This window comes from Snodgrassella alvi (assembly GCF_002777745.1).
GTDB lineage: Bacteria > Pseudomonadota > Gammaproteobacteria > Burkholderiales > Neisseriaceae > Snodgrassella > Snodgrassella alvi_D.
On record NZ_MEIO01000027.1, the window covers coordinates 32,972 to 57,473 of the forward strand.

The 24,502-nt window shown below is 41.8% G+C and carries 21 protein-coding genes; 9 read left to right on the forward strand and 12 right to left on the reverse strand.

Annotation, left to right across the window (positions count from 1 at the left end; all coding sequences use genetic code 11):
• Positions 1–17: 17 nt before the first annotated feature.
• The 11 genes from hemE to BHC51_RS03145 all read right to left on the reverse strand — a co-directional run bounded on the left by hemE (position 18) and on the right by BHC51_RS03145 (position 14,436).
• The gene (gene hemE, locus BHC51_RS03095) at positions 18–1,082 is read right to left on the reverse strand and encodes a uroporphyrinogen decarboxylase (protein WP_100100371.1); all 1,065 of its coding nucleotides are present in this window, start codon (positions 1,080–1,082) and stop codon (positions 18–20) included.
• 59 nt (positions 1,083–1,141) lie between these two features.
• Entirely contained in the window at positions 1,142–2,344 is a 1,203-nt protein-coding gene (locus tag BHC51_RS03100) for a heme biosynthesis HemY N-terminal domain-containing protein (RefSeq protein ID WP_100153289.1), read from the reverse strand.
• Positions 2,341–3,723, reverse strand: a complete 1,383-nt coding sequence (locus BHC51_RS03105; RefSeq protein WP_257384761.1) for a uroporphyrinogen-III C-methyltransferase — start codon at positions 3,721–3,723, stop codon at positions 2,341–2,343. The genes BHC51_RS03100 and BHC51_RS03105 overlap by 4 nt, the downstream gene beginning before the upstream one ends.
• A 53-nt stretch (positions 3,724–3,776) precedes the next feature.
• Positions 3,777–4,508, reverse strand: coding sequence for a uroporphyrinogen-III synthase (locus tag BHC51_RS03110; protein WP_100100369.1), 732 nt, complete (start codon positions 4,506–4,508; stop codon positions 3,777–3,779).
• Positions 4,505–5,437 (reverse strand): hydroxymethylbilane synthase, encoded by a 933-nt coding sequence (gene hemC / locus BHC51_RS03115; protein WP_100153290.1) that lies wholly within the window; start codon positions 5,435–5,437, stop codon positions 4,505–4,507. The genes BHC51_RS03110 and hemC overlap by 4 nt, the downstream gene beginning before the upstream one ends.
• Before the next feature lie 66 nt (positions 5,438–5,503).
• On the reverse strand, positions 5,504–6,238 hold the full coding sequence (locus tag BHC51_RS03120) for an SIR2 family NAD-dependent protein deacylase (protein ID WP_100153291.1): 735 nt from the start codon (positions 6,236–6,238) through the stop codon (positions 5,504–5,506).
• Positions 6,239–6,240: 2 nt separating this feature from the next.
• Positions 6,241–7,428: an acetylornithine/succinyldiaminopimelate transaminase gene (locus BHC51_RS03125; protein WP_100124158.1), complete on the reverse strand. Its 1,188-nt coding sequence runs from the start codon at positions 7,426–7,428 to the stop codon at positions 6,241–6,243.
• 942 nt (positions 7,429–8,370) lie between these two features.
• Complete coding sequence (gene htpX, locus BHC51_RS03130) at positions 8,371–9,225, reverse strand: protease HtpX (protein WP_180296421.1); 855 nt, start codon at positions 9,223–9,225, stop codon at positions 8,371–8,373.
• A gap of 240 nt (positions 9,226–9,465) precedes the next feature.
• Complete coding sequence (locus BHC51_RS03135) at positions 9,466–10,725, reverse strand: glutamate-5-semialdehyde dehydrogenase (RefSeq protein ID WP_100153292.1); 1,260 nt, start codon at positions 10,723–10,725, stop codon at positions 9,466–9,468.
• Positions 10,726–10,888: 163 nt separating this feature from the next.
• The gene (gene ppk2 / locus BHC51_RS03140; protein WP_100153293.1) at positions 10,889–11,821 is read right to left on the reverse strand and encodes a polyphosphate kinase 2; all 933 of its coding nucleotides are present in this window, start codon (positions 11,819–11,821) and stop codon (positions 10,889–10,891) included.
• Positions 11,822–12,081: 260 nt separating this feature from the next.
• Positions 12,082–14,436 carry a penicillin-binding protein 1A gene (locus tag BHC51_RS03145; protein WP_100153294.1) on the reverse strand — a complete coding sequence of 785 codons (2,355 nt, stop codon included), beginning with the start codon at positions 14,434–14,436 and terminating at the stop codon, positions 12,082–12,084.
• A 181-nt stretch (positions 14,437–14,617) separates the two neighbouring features.
• Between BHC51_RS03145 and pilM the strand changes: the two genes are divergently transcribed.
• The 9 genes from pilM to BHC51_RS03190 all read left to right on the forward strand — a co-directional run bounded on the left by pilM (position 14,618) and on the right by BHC51_RS03190 (position 23,771).
• On the forward strand, positions 14,618–15,664 hold the full coding sequence (pilM, locus tag BHC51_RS03150) for a type IV pilus biogenesis protein PilM (protein WP_180296413.1): 1,047 nt from the start codon (positions 14,618–14,620) through the stop codon (positions 15,662–15,664).
• Position 15,665: 1 nt separating this feature from the next.
• On the forward strand, positions 15,666–16,334 hold the full coding sequence (locus BHC51_RS03155) for a PilN domain-containing protein (RefSeq protein WP_100153296.1): 669 nt from the start codon (positions 15,666–15,668) through the stop codon (positions 16,332–16,334).
• Positions 16,335–16,348: 14 nt separating this feature from the next.
• Positions 16,349–16,987 (forward strand): type 4a pilus biogenesis protein PilO, encoded by a 639-nt coding sequence (locus tag BHC51_RS03160; RefSeq protein ID WP_100153297.1) that lies wholly within the window; start codon positions 16,349–16,351, stop codon positions 16,985–16,987.
• Positions 16,988–17,040: 53 nt separating this feature from the next.
• The gene (locus tag BHC51_RS03165) at positions 17,041–17,577 is read left to right on the forward strand and encodes a pilus assembly protein PilP (protein WP_180296414.1); all 537 of its coding nucleotides are present in this window, start codon (positions 17,041–17,043) and stop codon (positions 17,575–17,577) included.
• A 35-nt stretch (positions 17,578–17,612) separates the two neighbouring features.
• Positions 17,613–19,784 (forward strand): type IV pilus secretin PilQ, encoded by a 2,172-nt coding sequence (gene pilQ, locus BHC51_RS03170; RefSeq protein ID WP_100153298.1) that lies wholly within the window; start codon positions 17,613–17,615, stop codon positions 19,782–19,784.
• Between the two features lie 282 nt (positions 19,785–20,066).
• A complete protein-coding gene (locus BHC51_RS03175) occupies positions 20,067–20,609 on the forward strand; it encodes a shikimate kinase (RefSeq protein WP_180296415.1) in 543 nt (180 codons plus the stop codon).
• Between the two features lie 6 nt (positions 20,610–20,615).
• On the forward strand, positions 20,616–21,698 hold the full coding sequence (gene aroB, locus BHC51_RS03180; RefSeq protein ID WP_100153299.1) for a 3-dehydroquinate synthase: 1,083 nt from the start codon (positions 20,616–20,618) through the stop codon (positions 21,696–21,698).
• A gap of 60 nt (positions 21,699–21,758) precedes the next feature.
• A complete protein-coding gene (trmB, locus tag BHC51_RS03185; RefSeq protein WP_100153300.1) occupies positions 21,759–22,469 on the forward strand; it encodes a tRNA (guanosine(46)-N7)-methyltransferase TrmB in 711 nt (236 codons plus the stop codon).
• Between the two features lie 108 nt (positions 22,470–22,577).
• Positions 22,578–23,771 (forward strand): amino acid aminotransferase, encoded by a 1,194-nt coding sequence (locus BHC51_RS03190; RefSeq protein WP_100153301.1) that lies wholly within the window; start codon positions 22,578–22,580, stop codon positions 23,769–23,771.
• 90 nt (positions 23,772–23,861) lie between these two features.
• Here the strand turns inward: BHC51_RS03190 and BHC51_RS03195 are convergent, their stop codons facing one another.
• Positions 23,862–24,437: an HdeD family acid-resistance protein gene (locus BHC51_RS03195; RefSeq protein WP_180296416.1), complete on the reverse strand. Its 576-nt coding sequence runs from the start codon at positions 24,435–24,437 to the stop codon at positions 23,862–23,864.
• Between the last annotated feature and the right edge of the window lie 65 nt (positions 24,438–24,502).

A 24,502-nucleotide genomic window follows, 5' to 3' on the forward strand; every position in this document is an offset into this window, starting at 1 on the left:
TACCAATATAATAACAATTAGTTTTGATGGTATCCAACTGACAAGCGGTGCACTTCATCTACAACATACTTCACCATTTCCGGATCAGTAAACTGATTAATACCATGTCCCAAATTAAATACATGTCCACTGCCAGCGCCATATCCTGCCAGCAAACGCTTAACCTCACATGCGATACTTTCAGGATTACCAAATAATGCCAGTGGATCCAGATTACCTTGTAAGGCCACCCGCTGCCCTACCTGCTGACGAGCCTGTTGCAGATTAACCGTCCAGTCTACACCTAAAGCATCAACTTCCAGTGCAGCCAGCTGTTCCAGCCACTGCCCGCCACCTTTGGTAAATACGATTACAGGTACCTGCCGGCCATCTGCCTCACGCTGTAAGCCTGACACTACCTGTCGCAGATAAAATAAATCAAACTCTTGGAATGCTGCATCGCTGAGAATACCCCCCCATGTATCAAAAATTTGGACTGCCTGAGCACCCGAAGCGATCTGTTCATTCAGATAGGCTGTCACTGTCTGCGCATTAATATCCAGTATCTTATGTAATAATTGCGGACGTTGATACAGCATGGTTTTCAACAAACGAAAATCTCGGCTGCCTCCTCCTTCTACCATATAACAGGCCAGAGTAAACGGACTACCGGAAAAACCAATCAATGGTATACGCCCATTCAGCGCCTGCCGTATACTGCTTACCGCATCAAACACATAGCGCAAACGGCTCATATCAGGAACCTGCAAATGAACTATATCCTGCTCATGCTGTAGCGGATGAGTGAATCTTGGTCCTTCGCCTTCCACAAAGTGCAAACCCAATCCCATAGCATCGGGCACAGTCAGAATATCGGAAAAAAGAATGGCTGCATCCAGTTTAAAACGTTCTAGAGGCTGCAAGGTAACTTCTGTAGCCAGTTCGGTATTGTGGCATAGTTCCAGAAAACTGCCGGCTTTTGCCCGTGTTGCTCGGTACTCAGGTAAATAGCGCCCGGCCTGTCGCATCAGCCATACCGGCGTATAATCCACCGGCTGTTTCAGTAAAGCACGTAAAAATGTATCGTTGTGTAAAACTGCCATAATCAACCTCAGGTAGTTAGCACATTAAGTACTAACCACCTGTTAAATTAAAACTAAAATCACGGTTCATCATCATTACTGATGCTAGCCAATATCTGGTTGCGCTGCTGCTCAGCAGCTTCGCTCTGCCCAGACTGCTCCAGCACCTTAGCCAGCAGCAATCTGGTGACATTATTATTGCCTGATTGCAGGCTGGCTTCCAGATAGCTTTTAGCCTTACCCCATAGCTGCTGCTGGTAGCTCAGTTCACCCATCAATAATAATAAATTTGGGTCTTGCGGCTGCTGCTGTAACCACTTATCTGCCGTTACCATATTTTTTTGCTGCTCTTTACTGCTTAAATACAGATTTGCCTGATTAAAAGCCGGTAACAGTGCCGCATCATGGGTACGCGGATAATATTTTTTTACCCACTTTAATGCCTGATTATACATACCTAGCTGAAGATATTTTTCTACAATATCCACACTAAGTGTGCTTTCCCGTTCGTCTACCGGTATTGACCTGAGACTGTTTTTCAGCTCAGCCGGATCTTTGGCTTCTGCCAATAATTGTCGATAAGCCCAGTAACGGTATTGTTGCTGTTCACCATCACTTAAAGCACCCGCACGGACTAATTTATCAACCTGCTGCAACACTCCCTGTGCATCACGCTGTTCCCAGTCATAACGTAATTGCAGCTTAACCAGCTGGGTTAAATTCGGATTGATTCTGGCTGCCGCTTCCAGAGCATTTTTTGCCTGCTGATCATTATGCTGTGCCAACGCAGATTGTGCGAGCAACAGATAACGGGATAGCTGCTGTTTTTCCGGTAATTTGGCCACATCATCCAAATACCGATCACGGGTTGAGATGTCATCCATCTGATCTGCACTGTGTGCAGCCAGTAATAACGCCAAAGCGCGGCTGTGCTGCCCCTGCTTATTGCGTAACACCCGTTCTGCCTCACGTGCTGCAAACTGAAAACGCCCTTCAAAATAAGCCAAACCTGCATGATTCAATGCTGTTTCAACCTGATGGCGCTGATGATTGATACGCCAGTGCTGCCAATGTCCGGGGAGATGCACAAAGCCCATGACAATACGTAATAAAATATACAGTAACACCACAGTTAACAGAACAATGCCGATAAAAAGCTGTAGATTAATGCGTACCAGAGTCTGCTCAACCACAATGTATACGTCACCACTGTAATATTTCGCGCCCAAAACCACAGCAACCGCAACAATGAACAGAACAATCAGCCATAACAAAGATTTCATAATTTATGTTCTCCCTGCTCAGCAGAGTCTGAAGACACATTATTACTGTTTTCCAGACTAGCAGACCTTTCAGCATGTGAAGCTATCGGAGCAGAAGCACTGCTGGCAGCAGAAGCATTGAAATCAGGCAACGCTGTAGACATATCCATTCCAGACTGATTCTGATATTCACGAGTAGCAGCCAGACTAGCAGCCAGATTGCCATCATGATTGTTCTGCACATTGAGCATTTTTAATTGCATCAACTCTTTCAACCATGATTGTGTAGCCACTGAACTAGCATCGAAATACCGTTTTACGGTTGCTTCCGCGCCATTCAGATCAGCTGTATACACTTCACCACGACGCTGAATCAAAGCAATACGGGCATCCAATAAACGCAAGCGCAGATTTTCACGCACAAAATATATCTGCTCTGGTGACATTAACATCGAATCGTTATGATCAATATGACGTACTTCTACCATGCTACTCAGAGAGTTCATAGTATTCTGCCACGTTCGTTGCCACCACGAGGCATTCGGATTAACTGGTGCACTGACTGGCGCAGCACCAGGCTGTAACTGACTATCTATTACCAAAGGCAAGCCGGCAACGGCTGATTCTAGGCGGTTCAGACGTAAGGAAGCACTGGCCACGTCAAGATATGGCCGGCTTTTGAGATTTTCCAGATCAGCGCTGATGGCTTTTTTGATTGGCAATAATTGTGGTTGATCAAAACGCGATAAACGGCTATCCAGATTCTCGAGCACATTTACCGCCACCGGCACATTGCCAGAAATCAATAACTGCTGCGATGCCAGATTAAGCGTAGCTTCAATTTCATCTACAAGCCAGTCTGTCCGGCTTTTTACCAACTCCTGATAAGCTCGGGTAAGGCGATCAACATTTTCACCCTGAGTTTTCTGCTGCGATTGCAGTTCCTGTAGCTGTCGACTCAGTTCATCAATACGTGACAGGCTTGTTTCCACAGTAGCCGCAGTTTTACTGGCTCCAATGCCAGCATTATCAATTTTCTGATCAAAATGTAGTTGCTGGGTTTTAAGCTGGTTCTGGCCTTCGACAAATAAAAAGCCACTTGCTCCTAATGCCAATAAAGATAATACCAGTGCCCCCAGCGCAATTCCTTTACCTGAGCTGGAATGATGCTGTTTTACAGAAGTTGACTGGCTAGGTATAGTACGTGCAGACATGCCTGATCCTGTGTTGTTTTTTGGAGAATCCATAGTTTCACGTGAGATATCTTTGTCTGTCGCTTCAGCAGTCGCAGAAGTAGGCGCTACAGGAGGAGTCACAATCTCTCCCTGCTTGTTTACCAGTAATGGCTGCTTCCCCTGTTCAGGAGGCTGACTAGACTGTGCATCTTGTTGTTCACTCATTCCGTATACTCCCTACTTAATAATTGGGATAAATAACACAGCTGGTGCCACTATCATAGCGTGCTGTGTGAATGTAAAATTTCCAGTCCACGACATAAATCTGGTACCAACAGTGCCGAAACACCATACTCAGTCAACGCAGTTGCTATACGTGGATGGTGAATCAAGTATAACAAGCTTTTGCTAACTGCGTACAAATCTGGCGGTAGTTGCGTAAACCAAGCCTGCACAGCTGAAGATGTTGTCATATAAACTGCTTTCAAACTTCCATGCTGTGCCTGCTGTGTCAATACCGACCAGTTAATAGGCTGTGGCAGGCGCTGGTACACCTCGGCTACCTCAATCTGCCACCCTTGCTGACGCAACTGATCAATAAGCAGGTCACGCCCACCTACTCCACGAATCAGCAATAACCTGCCTTTTTGCTGCTGCCATAAAGGCAGGCGTAAAACCGCTTCACTATCATGTCCGTCAAACGGATAGATAATCTGCTTGAATCCATACGCGGTTAATGCTCTGGCTGTAGATGCACCCACGGCTACATGGAGTAAATTATCAGAGTGGGCAATATATTTAGCTGCAATATGCACAGCGCTGGGGCTAACCCAGAGAACAACATTCTGAGCCAGACTTTGCATAAATAGCTGCTTTAAAATTACAGGTCGTGGCTGCAACTGCTGATATTCAAGCAATAGCGGTATCCAGCCTGCGCGAAGGCAACAATCCGCATCAGCCTTCGCAGCCAATTTCGGGCGCATTAACGCCAAACAAGGCTGAGTGCTCATCGTCCAGATAATATGCCAGAAATTAACTGATGTGCCCCCTGTTGGGCTAACTGCCGAGCAACTTTCAACCCCAGCTGTTCCGCTTCATCTATGTTGGCCTGTGCACTAGCACGCAGCACAGTGGTGCCATCAACAGAAGCAACCAGACCACGCAACTCAAGCATGCCAGATCTCTCAATACAATATGCAGCCAGAGGAACCTGACAGCTACCGCCTAAAACCCTTGCCATAGAACGTTCTGCAATAACACATGCTGCTGTAACAGGATGATGAAGTGGTTGCAGCAGTCTCAGTAAATCCTGACGGTGAGCCGCAACCTCAATCGCCAATGCGCCCTGTCCAGCGGCCGGTAACGATATTTCTGCTGGTAATATATTTCGGATGCGCTGCTCTAACTTCAGCCGCTCAAGTCCAGCTGCGGCCAGAATAATTGCAGCATATTCCTGTCTGTCCAATTTATCCAAACGTGTCTGCACATTTCCGCGCAAAGGCTTTACCTGCAAATGCGGATATTGCAACCGAATCTGTGCTTCGCGACGCAGACTGGAAGTACCCACTATTGCTTTGGCAGGTAAATCAGCCAGACTGGCATAATCATGAGAAACAAAAGCATCCAGCGGATTAGCACGCTTTGTTATGGCAGCCAATATAAAGCCTTCCGGCAATTGCATCGGTACATCTTTAAGAGAGTGAACTGCAATATCAGCAGTTTCCCGCTGCAAAGCCAACTCAAGCTCCTTGATAAACAGCCCCTTACCACCTATTTTTGATAAAGACTGATGTAATATCTGGTCGCCCCGCGTTGTCATACCCCGAATATCAACAGATAAATCAGGGTACGCCACCTGAAGACATTGCTGCACATAACGTGCCTGCCACATGGCCAGAGCACTTTCACGACTGGCAATGACTAATTTGTTTTTTGTCATACTGATACACAAGAATCAAGAAAATCAGAGCTGAAATTTTAACACTAACTAAAGAAAGTACAGTTTTTAATGATCACCATTCTGGCTGGACAATGACTGAGCTTCAGAGCGCCGTAATAATTCACTTACCAGACTATTTACACCAGCCTGAGCAGATGCACGAATAATCTGTACATTTTTCAAACCTTCATAAGGCTGTGGATCAATTAGAAAAATTTCTGCTTTTGGCGGTATATACTGCACTAAACCTGCTGCCGGATAAACCTGTAAAGAAGTACCGATGATTATCACTATATCAGCAGCACGCATTAATTGTATTGCTGGTTCAATCATCGGTACCGCCTCACCAAACCAAACTATATGTGGACGCATCAGGAAACCATTATCATCAGTATCTGCCAGCGTCTGATCACTAAAGCAATCTACAATATAATTCTCATCGACACTGCTTCTGGCTTTTAATAGCTCACCATGTAAATGCAATACATAGCTACTCCCGGCACGTTCATGTAAATCATCTACATTTTGAGTAATAATATTAACATCATAGACACTTTCCAAATACTTCAAGGCCAGATGTGCTGTATTGGGCTGAGTATTTTGCAGCTGACGACGTAAACGATTATAAAAATTTAGCACGTGCCGAGGCTGACGAACAAATGCCTCAGGTGTCGCCACATCCTCTACACGCTCTCCAGCCCACAAGCCACCGTGATTACGGAAAGTCTGCAATCCACTTTCGGCACTAATGCCAGAACCTGTTAAAACAACTACCCGCTGCCTGACTGATAAAAAAAACATAATCAGATATGCACAAAGGCTGTTATTGCTGCTTTTAACCGCTGCAAACCAGCTTGCAAATCAGTATCAGTCAATAACAGACTAGGCGCCAGACGCAACACATTGTTACCAGCAATTAAAACCAGCAGACCATGCTGCAATGCCAGCTGCATCAACTGTGCAGCTCGTCCGGCATATCCCTCAGACATCACACAGCCAAGCAGCAACCCTTGCCCCCTCACCTGAGAAAACACACCAGTTGCTGCCGCTAACTCCCGTAATCCAGCCTGCAACTTTTCTCCCTGCTGAATCACATTGCGCATGGTTTCAGGTGTATTGATAATATCAAAAGCAGCGCAACCAACAGCACACGCAAGCGGATTGCCACCGAATGTGCTCCCATGACTGCCGGGCGTAAAACTACTCCCAACTTTGGCTGTAGTAAGCATGGCGCCAATTGGAATGCCACAACCCAAAGCTTTAGCACTGGAAACAATATCCGGCTGCACATCATAGTACTGATGAGCAAATAATTTGCCAGTACGCCCCATACCCGTTTGTACCTCATCAAAAATCAATAATGCCTGATGTCGGTCACAAGCACTTCTGGCTGCCTGCAAAAATTCTGCACTTGCCGGCAATACACCACTTTCCCCCTGTATCGGCTCAATAACAACAGCACAGGTTTTATCACTAATTGCAGCTTCAATAGCAGCAACATCATTAAACGGAATATGCCGAATTCCACCCGGTAAAGGTGCGAAGTCATCACTGTATTTGGATTGACCACCAACCGAAACTGTAAACAGCGTGCGCCCATGAAAACCATTAATACAGGCTATAATCTCATGTTTATCAGCACCAGCAAAATGGTCGCGTGCATATTTGCGAGCTAGCTTGAATGCGGCCTCATTTGCTTCAGCTCCAGAATTACAAAAAAACACCTGCTCTGCAAACGTATGTTTTACCAGCCGCTGCGCCAAATCCTGAGCTGGTTGTGTAGTATAAATATTGGAAATATGCCACAGCTTGTGTGCCTGAGCCGTAAGCGCCTCAATCAATACCGGATGACAATGTCCCAACGCATTAACAGCAATACCACCAGCCAAATCAATATATTCCTGCCCGTTTTTATCCCAAACCCGACTGTCTTGTGCATGATCAGGTAGCATAGGCGCAAAATTAAAATTAGGTGTTAGATAATTATTCATCTTTCTCTCTATTCATCGATACAAACATCATTTGAAAACATCATAAAATTATAATAATCAGCAGTCATCAAAATCCTGATAATCGGTTGTATCATAAACTTGATAAACACAAATAGAAACCAAACCACAAGCAGATACTATATACATAAAGAGACTTCATCAATTGAAGCAATACTACCAATAACAATGCTTACTACAGATTTTATCAATATGCATAGCATCATTATTAATCTGATTAGTAGCTTGAATCGGACTACTTAACATTAGAAACCCATCAAGTACAAGCTATGAATGATACTCTACGTTTCTCCTAATTCCTGTTTCTATTATCTTAATACTAATATTATATTTCTCCTGCACTGCCCACTTCAATATCTCTTTAGCATATACATATAATAATCAAAATTTTCCCACCCTAGCCCACTTAATTTTAGATCATATTTAGCTCAGTACCTGAACTTCATCAGAAAATATACTAATCAACCTTCATTCAAATTAAAAACAACACAAATATTTACCATACGATATCAGCACTATTCTCATAGTCAATTACATCAATTCATTATCTCTTAAAACAAACCATACAGGATTTAAATACGGCTTTAAAACATATCAAATAACAATAAAAAACTTACTCAATTGATGAAACCCATATCTAAATACTATTTGTTAATACAGCAAACGATGATCAAACAAGGGTAAATGAATGCTGGAATACGTTATTCAATATTTTTTATAAAAGAGATAGAATGCAAATAAACAAGGCTCCTAAAGTATTTACTTTACCGCAATATTGAGTTTGTGCTGATATTGGCCGCTCTAAACCTGAATGGTATGAGCTATCCATTTCTCTTGCAGCATACGAGGCAGAATTTATAATATTTAATCCCCCCCTATGGGAAAAGAGTTTAACTAGTCAGTTAAACTCATAGAATCAGCAAATCACATCTGACGCAAGCGATTAATCCGGTTATCCAGAGTAGGATGAGTACTAAAAAGAGAATCAGCTGCTTCGCTAGCAATACCCAAAGCTAGCATATCATCCGGCAAATGACTAACTTCACCCTTCAAGCGCTGTAAAGCTGCAATCATTTTCGGAGCACCTACCAAACGGGCTGCACCGGCATCTGCCCGATATTCACGCTGGCGGCTAAACCACATCACAATCAAGCTCGCCAGACAACCAAAAAGCATCTGTAAAATCATACTCACCATAAAGTAAGTATTCTGCGACACCTCATCATCTTTATTTCTGGCTACAGCCTCTGCAATACAACGAGACCAGAAAAAAACAAAAGTATTAATCACCCCCTGTAACAATGTCATTGTCACCATATCACCATTGCCAATATGCGCCATCTCATGAGCCAGTACCGCTTCTACTTCATCCTGTGACATACCATGCAGTAAGCCAGTACTGACAGCCACCAGAGAGCTGTTACGCGTAGCACCAGTAGCAAAAGCATTAGGTTCAGGCGCATCATAAATAGCCACTTCAGGCATAGTAATATTCCACTGACTGGCCTGATTGGCAACAGTATTTAACAGCCAGGCCTCAGCGGCCGTTTGTGGCTGACCGATTATTTGACCATTAACTGAATTGAGCGCCAGTGTCTTTGACATGACTAGAGAAATAAAGGATCCAGTAAAGCCAACTACAATAGCCAGCAATAACAAATTACTGGTACCATTACCATTGATATTAATTCCCAAAAGTGCACAAAGAATACTCAGAATAACATTAATAACGATAATAACTGCAAAATTGGTAGCAATAAACAATACAATGCGTTTCACATCATGCCCTTTTATTTCTGCAAAATTTAACCAGCACAACATTAGTGACATATTTAAACATTAATAATCAGTTTTTTTTATCACACTGGCCGGTAACAATTAAAACCAGAACTTCCATAAAAGAATTATATAAAAAAGATCAGGAATTATAGAATTTAACCATCTTAATTATGACAAAGTAGCATATCAACAAATGAATATTTGTCTTTATAGTATAATGATATCAAGAACAGATAAATTTCAAAGACGTACTTCTCCATGACCTAGAACAATCCATTTCTGACAGGTCAGCCCATGTAGACCTACCGGACCACGCACATGAATTTTATCAGTAGAAATACCAATCTCAGCCCCCAACCCATACTCGTATCCATCTGCAAAACGGGTCGACGCATTAACCATTACACTGGCAGAATCTACTGCACGTAAAAACAATTGTGCATTTGCTAAATCATTGGTAATAATAGTATCAGTATGATGACTGCCATAATGATTGATGTGGTTGATTGCCTCATTAAAATCGGTTACAACTTTGATAGACAAAATTGGTGCCAAATATTCAGTTGACCAATCTGCCTCAAGTGCCGGAATAACTTTATCACCTAAAATTTGCTGAGTACGTGCACAGCCACGTAACTCGACGCCTTTTTCAGCAAACTTCTGCTGCAACAAAGGCAATAACTCCACTGCACGACTGGCATGAACCAACAAAGTTTCCATGGTATTGCAGGTGCCATAGCGAGAAGTTTTCGCATTCACAGCAATGTTAATCGCCATTTCCGTTGCCGCAGCAGCATCAATATAAACATGACATATCCCGTCCAGATGTTTGATAACCGGTACACGAGCTTTCTCATTCACCCGTTGCACCAGTCCTTTACCTCCACGGGGAATAATCACATCTATATAATCAGGCAAATTCACTAAAATATCCACACCCGCACGATCTGTTTCAGTAATCAAATTGACAGCAGCCTCCGGTAAACCTGCCTTTCTTAGTGAGGATCTGATTACAGCAGCAATTGCGCGATTACTGTTAATAGCTTCACTTCCTCCTCGCAAAATACAACTATTACCAGATTTCAAACATAGAATTGCAGCATCAAGGGTAACATTCGGCCGTGATTCATAAATCATGCCAATCACACCTAATGGCACACGCATTTTACCAAGTGTAATACCACTGGGCAGAGTACGGAACTCATCCATCTCACCCACCGGATCAGCAAGCGCGGTAACCTGATGTATACCATCAATCATTGCTTCAATACCGCGCCCGGTAAGTTGTAAACGATCCTGTAACGCGGCATCCAATCCTTGCTGCCGTGCCAAGTTCATATCGATTTCATTGGCTGCAAGAATTACATCCTGCTGTGCGGCCAAATCTTCCGCTATAAAAAACAAAGCCTGATTCTTTTGTGCTGCTGATACAGTAACTAGAGAAAAATAAGCTTCTTTGGCTGCTTTAGCCGTCTCAGTAATATATTTGGTTAACTCCATGCGAATTTACTTTCCAGAAAACAACACAAAAATCATTCTTATTCTCATATAAAATCACACTGGACACATTTACCCAACTAAAATAACCCTTGCATATAACCTGAAATCCAAATTATACGTAAACATTATTACGCTTAAAAAGCAGGCAGAATAGTAGCAAAAACTAATCAATATGCGTATCTGTTGAATCTTTAAACTGAGTTTGCGGCTTGAGTACAATCAGATTATCAACAGCACCTATCGCATTGATATCCTTACCCGGATAATCAAGTTCGCTCAGAAAATGACGAATACAATTGAGACGGGCACGTTTTTTATCATCAGATTTAATTACTGTCCACGGCGCATCACCGGTATGAGTATGAAAAAACATATCGTTTTTGGCAGCGGTATAATCATCCCAACGATCCAGAGACTGAATATCAACAGGAGAAAGTTTCCAGTGTTTTAACGGGTCATCCCGTCTAGAAATAAACCGGCGCAACTGCTCTTCTCTTGATACAGAAAACCAGAACTTAAACAAATAAATACCACTGTTTACCAACATACGTTCCAGCTCTGGCGTCTGACGCATAAACTGTAAATATTCATGCGGCTGACAAAAGCCCATTACCCGCTCCACACCAGCGCGGTTGTACCAAGAACGATCAAAAAACACCATTTCACCATTAGTAGGCAAACGTTCAATATAGCGCTGAAAATACCACTGGCCTTTTTCAGTCTCGGAAGGTTTTTCCAAGGCCACTACCCTTGCGCCACGTGGATTGAGATGCTCCATAAAACGCTTGATTGTTCCTCCCTTACCTGCGGCATCCCGTCCTTCAAACAAGGATACAATCTTCTGGCCAGATTCCTTAACCCAGTTTTGCACTTTCAGTAATTCAATTTGCAGTCTGACTTTTTCACGTTCATATGTCGCACGCCGCATACGTGTTCGATAAGGATAGCTGGCCGGTAAAGGCGCGGTAGAAGAATCTTCATCCGAATGTTTACCCTGATACTCCAGTACACTTTTTTTAAAAACATTTAATTTAGCATCTTTATCCTGATCATCGATTTCATTATATTGATCAGACTGTAGTTGCTGCTCACTCATATTATCCCTGTCCTCTCTGGCTCCGAGTAAACCAAAAATTTTCTTCTTAAAAACTTGATAATTCGAATAAGTATTGTAACCCAATGTCGCACTTACTTACCAAATAATCCGTCATTCTGTAAATAATTGATTGAATTATTGATATATATCTATATAACCTCTTTGTCCGGACATCTGATTGAATATTAACATTCATGTTAGTAAAAAGCGGGTAATCAAAACTGATTACCCGCAGCATTAGCCAAAAACCCAGCCGATTACTAAAACAGTGAGTCTAGCTGGCCATTATTGCCTGACTGTGGCGCTATTGGCATTTCACTTACATCACCATCACCAGCCCCACCATCATTATTATTTGTTCCTGACGTTACCGGACCATCTGCACGATTATCCAGCGGCAAATCAGGATTAGTTGTCTGGTATTCCTTAAGAAAATACTCACCAGATTTTTGCACCATACCAGCTGGAACTGGTGTATTAACAATCGGCTTACCTTTTAACGCATACCGCATATATTCCAACCAGACTGGTAAAGCAATTGTACCACCAAAGGCTGACCGTCCCATGGTACGAGGCCGATCAAAGCCGATATACACAGCACTGACCACATTCGGATTAAAACCAACAAACCATGCATCTTTATTATTATTGGTTGTCCCTGTTTTACCTGCAATGTCACTGCGCCCCAGCGCACGAGCGCCATAAGCTGTACCATGATTAACCACATCCATCATCATGTGATATAAAATAAATGCATTACGCGGATCAATAACCAGCGGCGCATTCTGATTGGCTACCAATGGCTGCATTTGTGCACGTAGATTACCACGACTGTCATAAATCCGATCAATCACATAATTGGAAACCTTAAAACCGCCATTAGCAAAAACAGCATACCCTTCAGCCATCTGCATTGGTGTTACCTGACCACTGCCAAGAGCCATAGATAAACTGCCCGGAATCTGATCTGGGCGAAAACCGAAATGTTGTACATACTGTCTGGCATAGTCAACGCCCATTGCCATCAATATACGGATTGAAACCATATTTTTGGATGCTGTTAATGCCTGGCGCAGCGTAATAAATCCGGCATAGCGTCCATCTGAGTTTTTCGGCGCCCACACACGCCCACCTGCCCCCATACCGGGCAATACTATCGGAGCATCATTGACCATCGTTGCAGGTGTAAAGCCCTTTGCTATAGCAGCAGAATAAATAAATGGCTTAAAGGAAGATCCTGGCTGACGTTTAGCCTGAGTAGCACGATTAAAACGGCGCCGATGGAAATCATAACCACCTACCAGCGCCCTGACCGCCCCAGTCTGTGCATCCAAAGCAACAATTGCACCCTGAAGTTCTGGCTGCTGCACAACATGATAGCCTTTACCATCACCACGCACATGTACCACCGAACCAATGCGAAGAGAAGCTTCTCCTAATTTATCATTATTAACAGCACGCTTAATCCAGTTATAGCTATTGCCACCAATCCGGCTTTCACCTACTCCGGCTATATATACCACAATAGAATTCGAACCCAGTGCAGTCACCACAGCTGGCACCATACCATCCACTGCTGAACGATTAGTTAGATACTGTTCTATCTGCTCATCACGAACATCATCCGGAATATTACTCAGATCAAAAAAACCTTCTGCTCCCCGATAGGCAGAACCCTTGTCAAAATTACTCAGTACCTTACGTAATGCCTGTGTAGCCACAGCCTGATCCTGCGAGTTAACTGTGGTATAAACCCGAAAACCCTGAGTATAGGCTGCATCACCATATTTTTCATACATCTGCTGGCGTACCATTTCCGCAACATAAAGAGCATTCTGGTCTATGGCTTGCCGATATTGCACATACTGTAGCGGTTCAGCAAAGGCAGCATCGGCCTGAGCAGGAGTAATTTTGCCCATCTCTACCAAATTGTTCAGGATGTAACGCTGACGCATTTTAGCTCGTTGCGGATTTACAACAGGATTAAAAGTGGAAGGTGCCTTGGGTAAACCAGCCAGAATCGTTGCTTCAGCCAAATCCAGTTTTTGTACAGGTTTATTAAAATACACCAGAGATGCCGCTGCAAAGCCGTAGGCACGTTGTCCCAGATAAATCTGATTGAAATACAGCTCAAGAATCTGATCTTTAGTCAGTTTCTGTTCAATTTTGTACGCAAGAAGAGCTTCATTAAATTTACGTGTATAAGTACGCTCATTAGTGAGATAAAAATTGCGTGCTACCTGTTGGGTAATCGTACTGGCACCTGACTGCACACCACCTGTCATATTGTAAATCAGGGCGCGGGTAATACCAATAAAATCAACTCCACTATGCTCATAAAAACGCTTATCTTCAGCTGCCACTACTGCGTCTTTCAGCACCTGAGGAAAGTCATTGATCCGAGTAAAAGCACGTCGTTCTTCACCAAACTGCCCCATTAACTTACCATCAGCAGAATAGATTGTTAGCGGCATCTTAGGTTGATAATGTGTCACAGCTTCCAAAGATGGCAATTTAGGATATGTAACCAGAATTGCAATTGCCACCAGACCAGCAGCAAAAAGCCCCAACCCAACAAACAAACCTACCGTAGATAGTAATAATTTTCTAATCATAATCAACTAATTTTCATTTAAAGGCTGCGAAACATATTAAAAATAAAGTAAACTTTGTTCTTCATTTTGTTAGCAAGATATAAGAGCTTTTTTTAAAGCACGATATCACCCGTTTGATAAACAGACAGAAAGCCCTTTCATGAAACTGAATAATTTCAAAATAAATTCAAAGAATAAGAAGGTGGCCACAACTTCCTCGAGACAGTGTCTTGGTATCAGTATTACTGATAAAAGCATTAACATGGTGCTTCTGAATGCACGCAGTTTAAATCAATTTCGTCTCGAAAAATACGTTGTTGTCCCTCTGCCAAAAAACATAATTGGTAATGGCAACGTCGAAAATCACGAAGAACTTGTTGCTCATTTGCAACAGGCAAACCAAAAACTCCGAAGCAGTTGCCGCAATATTACCGTAGCCATTTCCCAAAGACAGGCTTTCATCCAGTTTCTCGATCGGGATGAGGATACAGAGTATACCGAAGAAGAACAGGTTATGGCTGAACTAAGTCAATATGACTCTCTGGATGACGTAAGTTATGATTACCAGAGTGTCAGCATTAATGGGCAGGGCAAAGAAAATCTGTTACTAGTCAATAGCAAACGGGATGATGTCAACATCCTGATGGATGCGTATACTGATGCCGGAATCACGCCCACACAAATGGATGTAGATTTACTGGCGGTTATCAACAGCGCCATTACTTGGATCAATGTCAGACAACCAGAGCTGACGAATAAGTGTATCGCTGTATTTAATATTGATTATAGCGAAACACAGGCTATCATCATGTGCCACGGCAAATTACTGTACAAACAGGAAATTAATCTGGGCTATGAACATCTGATGCAGTCTTTACGACGCAGCTATCAACTGACCGAAGAAGAAGCCTGGGACATGCTCTACAGCCCATCTAAACCTGAAGATTATAATTCGACTGTTGCACAGCCTTTTCAACAACAGTTTATTCAGGAAATTCAGCGAGTTTTGCAGTTTTACTTTACCTCAGCCAGTCAGGAAAACGAAATCGAGGAAATTCTGATTTTTGGCTATGGCAACAATGGCGCCAATGGATTTACCGAGAGTATCAGGCAGCAAACTCGCATCCCAGCACAACAGATTAACCCTGTACTGTTAGCAGAACTCGGTGATGGTATCGAGCCGGCAAAATTACAACAGGACAGTAGTTTATTAACCGTTGCCTTTGGTCTGGCCGTAAGAGGATTATAAGATGTTACCTTTATTAAAAATTAACCTGCTGCCTTATCGTGAAGCATTACAGGCCAAAGAAAAAAAGCAGTTTCAGACTTTATTGGCCGGAGCAACCCTGATTGGCCTTGGACTGGCAGTTCTGGGTTATATGGCTTTTGATAGCCGAGTGAGCAGTCAGGAAAGCCGTAATCTGGTTTTAAAAAATGGTATAAGCAAACTGGAAGAAGAGATTAGCCAGATTGAAAAGCTGCAAGATGAACGAAAAAACTTTATGGCACGGCAGGAAAAAGTGGCAGAATTGTCTAATAAGCGTTTTGAAGCAGCACGTATACTGGATACACTGAATACTGTGGCGCCGATGGGATTATATATAACCAGCATAACAGCTCAGGATGCAAATAATTATACAATTAATGGCAAGGCATTCAGTGATGCCAAAACTGCTGCATTTATGAGTGCATTACCAGGAAGACTTTTCAGTACCCCTGAACTGTTGAATATCAAACGGGTTAACAATACGCAAGAATTCAGCATCCGCATACATTTGAATAATAATATTGGTCAGCCGGAATACATGATTGAAACTAATCAAGCCATTAGCTCAAATTCAACACCTGCTGAACAAAGTCAGGCAACAGAAAAGCCACAAAATCAGGTTGCATCTGATGCATCAGAAACATCAAATTGAAGGAGTAGCTGAATATGGCAACAAACATTGATCTCAAAGCAATAGATTTAAACTCCCTATCCCAGCAAGGCAAGCCTGTACAACTGGGTATAGCCGGAGGCATCATTGTTATTATTATCGTTCTGGCCTATTTCTTTGTTTACAGTGGTTTAAATGCACAATTAAGTCAACTACGACAGGAAGAGGAAACACTAAAGCAGACTTACGCTGAAAAAAGTAGACAGGCAGCCAATCTGGATGTATTGAAAGCAGAACTAGAAAGTATAAATGGTTCATTTAATTTATTATTAAAGCAACTGCCAACACAGGCAGAAATTCCCAATCTGATTCAGGAGCTGCATGAGTGTGCAACTAAAAACGGATTGAATATGGATAGTATTACCCCAGTGGCACAAAATGCTGATAATAAAGCTGAACAACAGGTTATTCAGACATTACCTTACAAGATTACCCTGACAGGTAATTACAATCAGATCAGTCAGTTTATACGTGATGTGGGAAAATTATCACGTATTGTGACGTTAAACTCCATTGTTCTGAAACGTAATGATAAAGATAACACACTTACCTTAAATGCAGTTGCCAATACCTACAAAGCGTTAACCGCTGCAGAAATCAAAGCCCAAACTGATGATAAAAAAGATAAGAAATAAGCTTACTTTCTTTGTAATCACGGCACTTTAAATATATGAGCAACGGATTAAACATGAATAAATATCTACTCTGCCTTTGCATTCTGACACTGGGTGCATGTTCGGCAGCAAATGAAGATTTGCATGAATGGATGCAAAATACCAGTCAGCAGGCAAAATCCAAACCTATTAAACGTGAGCAAGCTGAGCTAAATATTCAGCCCAGTTATACTCCTCCGGCCCAGCCACAAATGAATATCTTTGATCCAGCACGTTTAAAAGCCGGATTACAGGGAAAGAATGCCCCCGATCTGAACCGCCCCAGACAGATTCTGGAAAATTACTCTTTAGGTGAATTACATTATGTCGGCTTAATTAAAGCTACAGGTAAAGCACCCTCTGCTTTTATTGCCGTGGATGGACATGTATATACCGTCAATCTGGGTAATTATCTGGGACAGAATTTCGGACGTATCACAGCGATAACACCGGATGAAATCGTGATTTCGGAGTTAGTCGAAGACTCTTATAGCAACTGGTCAAGCCGACGCGCCAGCATACCGTTACAGGCGGCAGATAGCGCTTCTGCAAAAACATCCAGTCAGAACTGAAAAAGTAACCCATTTAAAATTAAGAAGGTATCAATATGAAAATTAAAACCATATCTATTTTATCCACTCTCGGTCTGGGTTTACTGAGTCAGAGTCTACTGGCAGGGAATATCACCGCTATTAAGGTCGGCACTCTGCAGAATCAACAGCGCCTGATTAAAATCCAGTTTGATAAAGATCCTGTACTACCCCGAGGTTTTACTACTGAGAATCCCGCACGGATTGCACTGGATTTTGCTGGTACCGGATTAACAGTACCACAAAATCTACTAAAATTTAATGACACAATTCTGCAGCAAATTGAAGCTGGTCAGACTTCCAACCGTACACGTGTGATGCTGTCTTTAACAAAGGCAGGACAATACAATGCTACTGTCAAAGGTAACGAAGTATGGGTATATGTACAAGAACCACTTGCAGCAAAAAATAAAGCTAAAAGTAAACAGCCTCCGCTTGTCAAATCTACTCCTGTACTGAATCCACCATCCTACCCGACACCCAACAATATATCAGCACAGGTAATCAACCGTCAGCCGGTAACAACTGATAATACATATAATACTACTACTGCAGTTAATGTAGATTTTCAAAAAGGTAAGAACGGTAATGGAGTTGTTTCCATTATCGGGCTAAATGGCAAAGTCGAACCTATAATTAAACGTAATCCGTCCAGCCTGACATTAACCTATAAAAATGTCCCTTTGCTAACCGAACAGCAACGCAATCTTGATGTTACCGATTTTAGTACACCTGTACGTGCAATCCGTCTGCACCGAGTAGGTAATGATACTGAGGTTAATATCCAGATGCAGGGCAGCTGGGAATTTAATCAGATCAAGAGCGGCAATAATCTGATAGTAGAAGTATCACGTAAGTTTGAATTAGACAGTGAAGGATTAAAAAATACTAATAAATCTTTTAAAGGGAAACGCGTTTCTTTAGATTTTCAGGACATTGATGTACGCACTATTCTACAGATTCTGGCCAAAGAATCGGGTATGAATATTGTTGCCAGCGACAGTGTTCAAGGAAAAATGACTATTTCTTTAAAAGACGTTCCTTGGGATCAGGCATTAAATCTGGTTATGGAATCACGCAACCTGGATATGCGTCGCAATGGTAATGTAATCAATGTTGCACCACGCGATGAATTAATGTCCCGTGATACCAATACTCTCGAGCAGCAAAAGAAAATTGACGATTTAGGTCCATTACTTTCCCAAACTTTCCAGCTGAAATACCGGAGTGTAGAAGATTTCAAAAAAATTCTTAACCTTTCGGAGGATGGAAAAAGCTTGGATCCGGAACATAGTATTTTAAGTCCGCGAGGTAGCGCACTACTGGATCCAGCTACTAATATATTAATTATTACCGATATTAATAGTGTAATTAAAAAATTTGAGAAACTGGTAGCACAAGTTGATGTTCCATCCCAACAGGTACTTATAGAAGCACGAATTGTAGAAACTACCGATAGTTTCGCTCGTGAACTAGGTACCAAGTTTGGTTATACCAGACATACAGGCAGAAATATAATCGGAGGGCATCTTACCGAAACGAATCGGGATAATGCCAGCTCTTCAGCTAAATTTGACGCCCCCAATATTAATCTTGGTGTAACTAATCCAACTTCAATCGTTTCTTGGGTACATAATTTTGCTTCAGGTGCATTGTTCCTTGAACTTTCAGCTTCGCAATCTGCGGGCAAAACCAAAATTATTTCTTCACCCAGAGTATTAACTCAGGATCGCAAAGAAGCCAAAATTGAATCTGGTTATGAGGTACCTTATCTGGAAGCATCTTCTAGTGGTGCTACGTCGACTAGTTTCAAAGATGCTGTATTAGGGTTAAAAGTTACACCACAAATTACTCCGGATGGCAATATTATCATGACATTGGAAGTACAGAATGATCGTCCGATTGCCTGCTCAAATGTTGCTCCGGATATAGTCCGTACTAGTGATATCTGTATGCAAAAACGGACTGTTAATACCCAAACCATGATAGAAAACGGTGGTACATTAATTATTGGTGGTATTTACAATGAAAATAATGAAAACGGTATAGATAAAGTGCCTTTATTAGGTGATATTCCAGGTATTGGTAATTTATTCAAACATAGAAAAAATACTCAACAACGTAATGAAGTACTGGTTTTCATTACTCCACGTATAGTTGAGTCTACCAATGCGCCGTTAAAATATTAAGGTAAATACTATAAAATTTAATTCAGCCAGTCTGTAAACAACAGACTGGCTTTTTACTTAAAACAATATATAAATTTTGGGTTTCAGATTATTTTGCCAGCCTTTTAAATCTTTAATCAGTTAAGCTATATCCAGCATATTTGTTCCTCAGGTAGCTAAACAAGCCAAAAGACTTTTTCTATTAATTAAATAGATATAGTTTATAAATTTAGTACCATTCTTCAATATTATATCTTCAGTTTACTAATGCATAAATTGTGGTACTCAGTTACAATTACAAACATGGATAATATAGCTGGCAATCTGATTCTGATCGGTTTGATGGGAGCAGGAAAAACCACTCTCGGTAAACAACTGGCAAATAAATTACGTTGTACCTTTTATGATAGTGATCAGGTAATCTGTGAACGCACAGGTGTTTCCATACCAACCATTTTTGAACTTGAAGGGGAATCCGGATTTCGTAGCCGTGAAGCAATGATTCTCAGCGAACTGGTACAAAAAAAAAATACTATCATTGCTACCGGCGGAGGTGCGGTTTTACAACTCGAAAACCGGCTTAAACTACAACAGAATGGCCACGTAATTTATCTGCACGCCCAGCCCGAAGTTTTACTCGGAAGAATTCAGCACGATAAAAATCGCCCCTTATTACAGGTTTCGGATCCACTGGCCAAATTGCAGGAATTATATACCATACGTGATCCTATTTATCGCGCTACAGCACATACTGTAATGGATGTAGGCAGCCCTGATAGTGCTCATACCGTTAATCGATTAATTCGATTACTGCATCCTCCTTCTCAACAACTGTCTTTGTTATAAACCATCATGTATACCCTTTCTGTTGCAACCGCCTCACATCAATATCCAATTTTTATAGGCAGTAACTTACTTGAATCTGCGCAACAAATTCTTACTCCCTATCTTAATAACAAAATCGCCATTATCAGTAATGATACAGTTGCAGCATTGTATCTGTCGGAATGGCAGCAAATTCTGACCCAGTCTGGTTATAAGCATTTCAGTATTATTCTGCCTGATGGTGAACAATATAAAAACTGGCAGACACTGAATCTAATCTATAATGGCTTAATGCAGCATCGAGCAGAACGCCAAACTACTTTACTAGCTTTGGGTGGAGGGGTCATTGGCGATATGGTGGGATTTGCAGCTGCAACATACCAGCGTGGCGCTCCTTTTATTCAGATTCCTACCACACTTCTTAGTCAGGTAGACTCATCTGTCGGGGGTAAAACAGCAATCAATCATCCCTTGGGAAAAAATATGATTGGCGCGTTTTATCAGCCTCAGGCAGTATTTATCGACTTAAACAGTTTACAAACCTTACCTGCCCGAGAATTTTCCGCAGGCCTGGCAGAAGTAATTAAATACGCAGTATTAGGCGATATAGAATTCTTACAATGGCTGGAAAACAATATCACCGCATTAATTGATCAAAATCCGGCCATACTGGCTCAAGCCGTTTACCGATGCTGTCAGATGAAAGCCGATATTGTTGGCGCAGATGAAAAAGAAGTCGGGATCCGCGCTTATCTGAATCTGGGACACACATTTGGTCATGCCATTGAAGCAGAAATGGGCTATGGCAACTGGTTGCATGGAGAAGCTGTTGCTGCCGGTACAGTGCTGGCATGCCGATTGTCGGAACAACTTGGCTATCTGCGTTCAGAGGATACTGCACGTGTCATTACTTTATTAGCCAAGGCTAATCTGCCCGTTGTTCCTCCAGCAATGTCTTTGCAAGCGTGGCTTACGCATATGAGTCATGATAAAAAAGTAATTGATGGAAACTTGCGTTTTGTAGTGGTTAAAACCCTTGGAGAAGCCGTACTGGCTGACAATATAACAACAGAAACACTGACAACAACATTGAAACAATTTATCTCTTGAAGCATGTTAGAATCTCTGTTCGCTAAATTATCAACTTTCATGTTAAACACAAGATAAAGTATGACCACCACTAAACCCGATCTGCAAGTAGAAAGCAATAAAGATCACGTTCGTACCATCCGCAGTTTTGTTCTTCGCCAAGGCCATATGACTACTGCACAGCAACGTGCCATTGATACACAATGGACACAATTTGGTGTTGATTTCAATAAACACGTAGTAGATTTAAATACCATATTCAATAGAAATGCACCCAAAATTCTAGAAATCGGATTCGGTATGGGCGTAGCAAGTGCTGCAATTGCCCACAATCTTCCTGAATGCGATTTTCTGGCTATTGATGTACACGGACCTGGCGTAGGCAACCTATTAAAACTGATTCAGGAACAAAATATTCAGAATATAAAGGTGATGCGCCATGATGCGGTAGAAGTGGTCAATCATATGCTCAGTAACAATAGCCTGCATGGTATTCATATTTTCTTTCCGGATCCATGGCACAAAAAGCGCCATCACAAACGCCGCCTGATTCAGATACCCTTTATTGCCCAGTTACTTCCAAAACTGCAAAAAAATGGCTATATTCATCTGGCAACCGACTGGCAGGAATATGCAGAACAAATGCTTGAAGTATTAAACAGCTTCCCAGAATTACAAAATACGGCACATGATTTTGCTACTACACCAGCCTATCGACCAGAAACAAAATTTGAAGCTCGCGGCAAACGACTCGGACATAGTGTGTGGGATTTGGTTTTTGTAAAGAAATAACAGTAGAAATTAATAAACAGTAAAGGCATTTAAGGTACAATCAGCTTGGATTGCATTACAGCAATTCATCTTCCGTCAAATAATATTGCTGTCTTCTAAGGAACTGAAATGTTTCAGAATGTCGAATACTATCCAGGAGATCCTATACTAGGACTGATGGATCAATACAAACAGGATTCACGCAGCCAAAAAGTGAATCTTGGTGTAGGTGTTTATTATGATGATACTGGTCGTGTACCTGTACTGGAATGCGTAAAGACCGTAGAATCGCAGATGGTAGCCCAACATCTCCCGCATGATTATCTACCCATGGATGGACTGTCCGGTTATAGACAAGCCTGCCAAAGACTATTACTCGGCAGTGAACATGAAGCCATCAGAACCGGTCGGGTAGCAACTATTGCCAGCCTTGGTGGTTCTGGTGCCTTGCGCATAGGTGCAGAATTTATTCACCACTGGTTCCCACAGGCAAAAGCTTATGTCAGCAACCCTACATGGGGCAACCATATCAGTATATTTGAGGGAGCAGGAATAGAAGTACATAAATATCCCTACTATGACCCTGAAACCATCGGCATTAAATTTACAGAGTTAAAACAATTCCTGCTGCAACTGGAAGCAGGCAGTATTATTTTATTACATCCCTGCTGTCACAATCCTACTGGCGTAGATCCAAACCAGCAGCAATGGGATGAATTGCTGGAAATTATCAAGCAACAACGATTAATCCCTTTTATGGATATAGCATATCAGGGATTTGGAGATGATATAGATACTGATACTTATGCCATTCGTAAAGCTGTTGAAATAGGCTTATGCATTTATATCAGTAATTCATTTTCCAAAAATCTGTCCATGTATGGTGAGCGTGTTGGCGGCTTAAGCATAGTTTGTCCAACAGCTACAGAAGCCCAACTGGTACAGAGTCAACTTAAATTCATTGTTCGCCGTATATATTCAAGCCCTCCAGGATATGGTGGTCACATTGTTGATCAAGTGATGAATAATAACCAATTATTTCAACAATGGGAGCAGGAAGTTTATATGATGCGCGACCGCATTCGTGCTATGCGCTCCCGCTTGTATGAAATATTGCAGACTAAAATCCCCGAACGCGATTTCAGCTATTTCATTAAACAACGTGGCATGTTCAGCTTTACAGGCTTAAGCCCTCAGCAAGTAACGCGCTTAAAAACTGAATTTGGCGTGTATTTAGTCGAAAATGGTCGTATGTGCATGGCTGGTTTAAATAGTAGTAACATAGAATATGTGGCCAATGCTATGGTTGAAGTATTGAAATAAAATTCTCTTTACTTCGAGTAATAAAACTGGCTGGTCTGATTGATTACCAGCCAGTTTTCAATAAAAATTAATTTAATATAAACATCATTTCTAATTTATCTCTGCGGCAGAAAATCGGCGGACACGAAAAGCCAAAGCAATATTCACAACACCAAATAATGCCGCATAAACACCAATAACCCAGGTCAATGCTATACCACCTTGCAAAGGATTAACCAACAAAATAATGCCCATCAAAACTGATAAAATTCCCGCCACAATCATCCATCCCTCACCATGAATAGATTTACGTAAACGAATAGCAGCGATGATCTGCAATACTCCACTAACTAATGCCCAGATTGCAATAAATGCAATCAAAACCAGCCAAGTTATTCCCGGAACGAAAAAAGTTACCATCCCTGCCAGAATACTTACAATACCCCAAATCAGCATCAGCCACCAATCCTGATGTGTCCTGCGTCCATTAATAGAAATTACAATGCCCATCACACCATCTATTAAAGCATAAACCCCAAAGAAGATCATCATAACCAGTATTGATATAAATGGGTAAAACCATGTCAGTAAACCAAAAATTAAAGCGGCAATACCACGTATCAGTACTATCCACCAATTTTCAGAAAGTAAATCAGCCAGTGGACTACGAAAAGAAAGATTATTCACGATATTTCCTTAATTTAAATATAAATCACACATCATAAATTTTAAAAACGTAATATTTCAGCAAG

What these genes read in the sequence shown, in the direction of transcription:
- BHC51_RS03145 (WP_100153294.1), bottom strand. Translation starts at nt 14,436, where the DNA reads ATGATTAGAAAATTATTACTATCTACGGTAGGTTTGTTTGTTGGGTTG.
- aroB (WP_100153299.1), top strand. Translation starts at nt 20,616, where the DNA reads ATGTATACCCTTTCTGTTGCAACCGCCTCACATCAATATCCAATTTTT.
- BHC51_RS03125 (WP_100124158.1), bottom strand. Translation starts at nt 7,428, where the DNA reads ATGAATAATTATCTAACACCTAATTTTAATTTTGCGCCTATGCTACCT.
- trmB (WP_100153300.1), top strand. Translation starts at nt 21,759, where the DNA reads ATGACCACCACTAAACCCGATCTGCAAGTAGAAAGCAATAAAGATCAC.
- hemC (WP_100153290.1), bottom strand. Translation starts at nt 5,437, where the DNA reads ATGACAAAAAACAAATTAGTCATTGCCAGTCGTGAAAGTGCTCTGGCC.
- BHC51_RS03160 (WP_100153297.1), top strand. Translation starts at nt 16,349, where the DNA reads ATGGCAACAAACATTGATCTCAAAGCAATAGATTTAAACTCCCTATCC.
- BHC51_RS03120 (WP_100153291.1), bottom strand. Translation starts at nt 6,238, where the DNA reads ATGTTTTTTTTATCAGTCAGGCAGCGGGTAGTTGTTTTAACAGGTTCT.
- pilQ (WP_100153298.1), top strand. Translation starts at nt 17,613, where the DNA reads ATGAAAATTAAAACCATATCTATTTTATCCACTCTCGGTCTGGGTTTA.
- BHC51_RS03100 (WP_100153289.1), bottom strand. Translation starts at nt 2,344, where the DNA reads ATGAAATCTTTGTTATGGCTGATTGTTCTGTTCATTGTTGCGGTTGCT.
- ppk2 (WP_100153293.1), bottom strand. Translation starts at nt 11,821, where the DNA reads ATGAGTGAGCAGCAACTACAGTCTGATCAATATAATGAAATCGATGAT.
- BHC51_RS03110 (WP_100100369.1), bottom strand. Translation starts at nt 4,508, where the DNA reads ATGAGCACTCAGCCTTGTTTGGCGTTAATGCGCCCGAAATTGGCTGCG.
- BHC51_RS03135 (WP_100153292.1), bottom strand. Translation starts at nt 10,725, where the DNA reads ATGGAGTTAACCAAATATATTACTGAGACGGCTAAAGCAGCCAAAGAA.
- BHC51_RS03190 (WP_100153301.1), top strand. Translation starts at nt 22,578, where the DNA reads ATGTTTCAGAATGTCGAATACTATCCAGGAGATCCTATACTAGGACTG.
- BHC51_RS03175 (WP_180296415.1), top strand. Translation starts at nt 20,067, where the DNA reads ATGGATAATATAGCTGGCAATCTGATTCTGATCGGTTTGATGGGAGCA.
- hemE (WP_100100371.1), bottom strand. Translation starts at nt 1,082, where the DNA reads ATGGCAGTTTTACACAACGATACATTTTTACGTGCTTTACTGAAACAG.
- BHC51_RS03165 (WP_180296414.1), top strand. Translation starts at nt 17,041, where the DNA reads ATGAATAAATATCTACTCTGCCTTTGCATTCTGACACTGGGTGCATGT.
- BHC51_RS03105 (WP_257384761.1), bottom strand. Translation starts at nt 3,723, where the DNA reads ATGAGTGAACAACAAGATGCACAGTCTAGTCAGCCTCCTGAACAGGGG.
- BHC51_RS03155 (WP_100153296.1), top strand. Translation starts at nt 15,666, where the DNA reads ATGTTACCTTTATTAAAAATTAACCTGCTGCCTTATCGTGAAGCATTA.